The 3009-nt window shown below is 51.8% G+C and carries 3 protein-coding genes; 2 read left to right on the top strand and 1 reads right to left on the bottom strand.

The window, feature by feature from the left end; translation table 11 throughout:
• Positions 1-53: 53 nt before the first annotated feature.
• The gene (locus A1332_RS01090) at positions 54-680 is read right to left on the bottom strand and encodes a DUF998 domain-containing protein (RefSeq protein ID WP_064006745.1); all 627 of its coding nucleotides are present in this window, start codon (positions 678-680) and stop codon (positions 54-56) included.
• A gap of 216 nt (positions 681-896) precedes the next feature.
• On the opposite strand from A1332_RS01090, the gene A1332_RS01085 reads away from it, so the two are divergent.
• Positions 897-1580: an SDR family NAD(P)-dependent oxidoreductase gene (locus tag A1332_RS01085; RefSeq protein WP_064006744.1), complete on the top strand. Its 684-nt coding sequence runs from the start codon at positions 897-899 to the stop codon at positions 1578-1580.
• Between the two features lie 47 nt (positions 1581-1627).
• Positions 1628-2887 carry an NAD(P)/FAD-dependent oxidoreductase gene (locus tag A1332_RS01080; RefSeq protein WP_064006743.1) on the top strand — a complete coding sequence of 420 codons (1260 nt, stop codon included), beginning with the start codon at positions 1628-1630 and terminating at the stop codon, positions 2885-2887.
• Positions 2888-3009 lie beyond the last annotated feature (122 nt).

The raw sequence follows: 3009 nt of genomic DNA, 5'->3' as shown, positions 1-3009 counted from the left end.
AGGACATTTAAGGGCCGGGTGATAACTACACAGCGCAGTTTGAAGGGAGTGCGCTATTCATCTGACAAAGCAGAACCGCGCAATAAACACACGGCAAACACCAGTGTCCAGATGGAGAGCACGCCGGTTGCCAAGTGTTCGAACAGGCCGGGCGTTTGGATGGGATTGGCTTCCCAAGTCATCAGCAGGAGTAAAGTCGTCGCCAGCAGGCCGCTGCCTATCGAGTAAATGCTAAGAATGCTCAGCCACGGGTGGCGCCGGAATATTATGCCGCAAGCAAGTGCCGCCAGAATAGCCGCGGAAAACCCGGTCATCGCAAACAGCCGATGTAATTCCTGACTGGACGACAAGCCATCACAGCCTGGGTCGCAGGCGAACACGCCGGCCCCAATACGCCCTATTCCGTCCAGGCCGATTAGCGTGGCAAGCAGCGCCACACGCCAACCTTCGCGGAGGGTTGCAGGGAGGGCAAGGGCAAAACACACATACAAAAAGCCGGCGAATCCGAAGCCAATGTAACGCATCGGTATTTCCGTAACACTGCCGCGTTCGCCCAGCTCGCTGATGTACTGATAGCTGTGGCTGAACTCCGGGCGCATGGCGCCAGCTAGACCAATCAGCGACAGCCAGATTACCGGAGCCGCGATGCCGCAGTAGATGCCTGATCGGCTTAAATTCATTCGCAAATCTCGCAACATAAAAAATGAATAGTTTATCCCGCTCAGCTTAGCCGCGTGCAGCGCATTGACTAACCGTATCTGCGAGGTAGCCTTGAGGGCACGGGGGGCTAGTGGTGCAAAACTCAGTCTGTTACGGCGCATACAAGAAGAAATCATTAGCACCCCCACCGCAAAATACCGATTTTGCTTGGATTCATGGGCTGACAGAGGCACAACATGCGTAATGTTTTGATTGTAGGAGCCAGTAGCGGGATAGGCGCTGAGCTTGCCGGTTTGGCTCAGCCGCCGCAATATCAAGTCTACTCCTTAAGCCGTTCTGCTGCGGTGCCCAACGCGTTGAAGCACTTTAGCTGCGATGTTTTAAGCGACGCATTGCCGGCCATCGATGAACCCTTGCATGGTTTGGTGTATTGCCCCGGCAGTATCAACTTAAAGCCCTTTGCCAGGATCAAGCCCGAGGAATTTATCGCGGATTTGGAACTGAATTTAATCGGTGCCGTGCGCTGTTTACAGCATTACCAACGCAATCTGCAAGCGGCAGACGGTGCTTCGGTAGTGTTGTTCAGCACCGTGGCGGTGCAAACCGGCTTTCCTTACCATGCCACGGTATCCGCATCCAAGGGAGCGATAGAGGGCTTGACCCGCGCCTTGGCGGCGGAATGGGCGCCTAAAATCCGGGTAAACGCTATTGCGCCGTCATTGACCGACACGCCGTTAGCGGAAAGTTTACTGCGCGAAGAGAGCAAAAAACAGGCCGCCGCAGCGAGGCATCCGCTGAAGCGCTTGGGGGAAGCGGAAGATATTGCGCAGATGGCCTGGTTTTTATTGTCTGAACATGCCGCTTGGATTACCGGGCAAATCATGCATGTCGATGGGGGAATCTCGGCTATCAAGATTTGATAGCCGCTGGAAAACAGATTTGCAGCGCCGGGCTGCACGGAGATTTGATGAACAAGCACTATCATACCGTGGTGATTGGCGGAGGCTGTCTCGGCGCGGCATGCGCTTTTTCGGTGCAACGCCGGCTGGGGAATAAACGCGGCAAAGTGGCTATTATCGAAAAAAAAGTCCTGGGTGCCGGTCTTAGTTCCCGGCATAGTGCCATCGTCCGTTCCGCCAATGCTTCGCCGATGGCGGCCAGGATGGCCAAAATCGCTACCCAATATTGGAAGAATCTGAAGCCACTCTGGGGCGTCAACATCCCCTACGAGCAATCCGGCGCTATCTGGATTGCCGACAATACTACCGGAAGCGATTCTGAAAGTTGGGCCACGCTCGAGCAGATGCTGCAACAGGAAGGAATAGACTTTGCGATGCTTGCGCATCGCGACGTGATGGATCTAAGCCGCCAGGCCCTAAAAACCGTGCCGGACGAAATGTATTACTACGAGCCGGACGTGTTGCAGCTGGATTCTCCGCAGATCTTAAACGCCATACAAACGGCCGCTAAAAAGAACCGCATCAATGTCCTGGAGCATTGCGACGTCATCGACTTTGAACTTACCGGGCAAGGTATCAGCGCCCTATTTACTAGCCAGGGCAAAATTTTTGCCGAGCATGTGATCAATGCTGCCGGTGCGTGGAGCTCGGAATTATTTGCCGGTATCGGATTGAATATCCCGGTGGCTCTGGAGCCCGTGTATGCAGCCAACTTTCTCGTGAGCGTCCATGACATTCCCGAGGGCATGCCCATCATTGCCGATTACGTCAATCAAGCCTATTTTCGGCGTTGGCGCGGTAGTATTTTGCATATGCATCAACCACGCAGCCGTAACGTTAAGGATATTGCCCGCTCATTTAGCCGAACGGCGATGAATCCGGAGGGCGCCAACGTAATTTATGACGCGCTAAGTTTCAATGTTACCCATCAACAGCTGGATAATTATCTTGGTAAGGTGATTAATCGTTTCCCGAAAATCGGAAAACCGGTCTATGCCGGCGGCTATCATTCGTTTTTCGATATTACGCCCGATTTGAAATTTATCCTCGGTGCGGATACCCAGTTTACTAATTTGTACCACTGCTTGGGCGCCGGTCAGGCTTTGAAATACGCGCCTATTTTCGGAGAGATAATTGCCGACTTAATTACCGGAGACGGGGTTATTCTAAATTCTATTGATATTAATGAATTTTCCATCGCCAGATTTTCAAATAATGACATTTCGCGATATTGGCAGACTAATGCACTGAAACAAAATAGCTTGTAACTTCCAATGTTATTAATAAAGTATTTAAACATGTGGATTTTTATTGCTCTGATTATTTTTATTGAACACATAAAATTAAGACGATTACAGGGGGAGCTCTATAAATCCCCTCTCCCTCTGGG

Source organism: Methylomonas methanica, assembly GCF_001644035.1.
Classification (GTDB): domain Bacteria; phylum Pseudomonadota; class Gammaproteobacteria; order Methylococcales; family Methylomonadaceae; genus Methylomonas; species Methylomonas methanica_A.
This window is presented reverse-complemented; position numbering and strand designations above follow the sequence as displayed.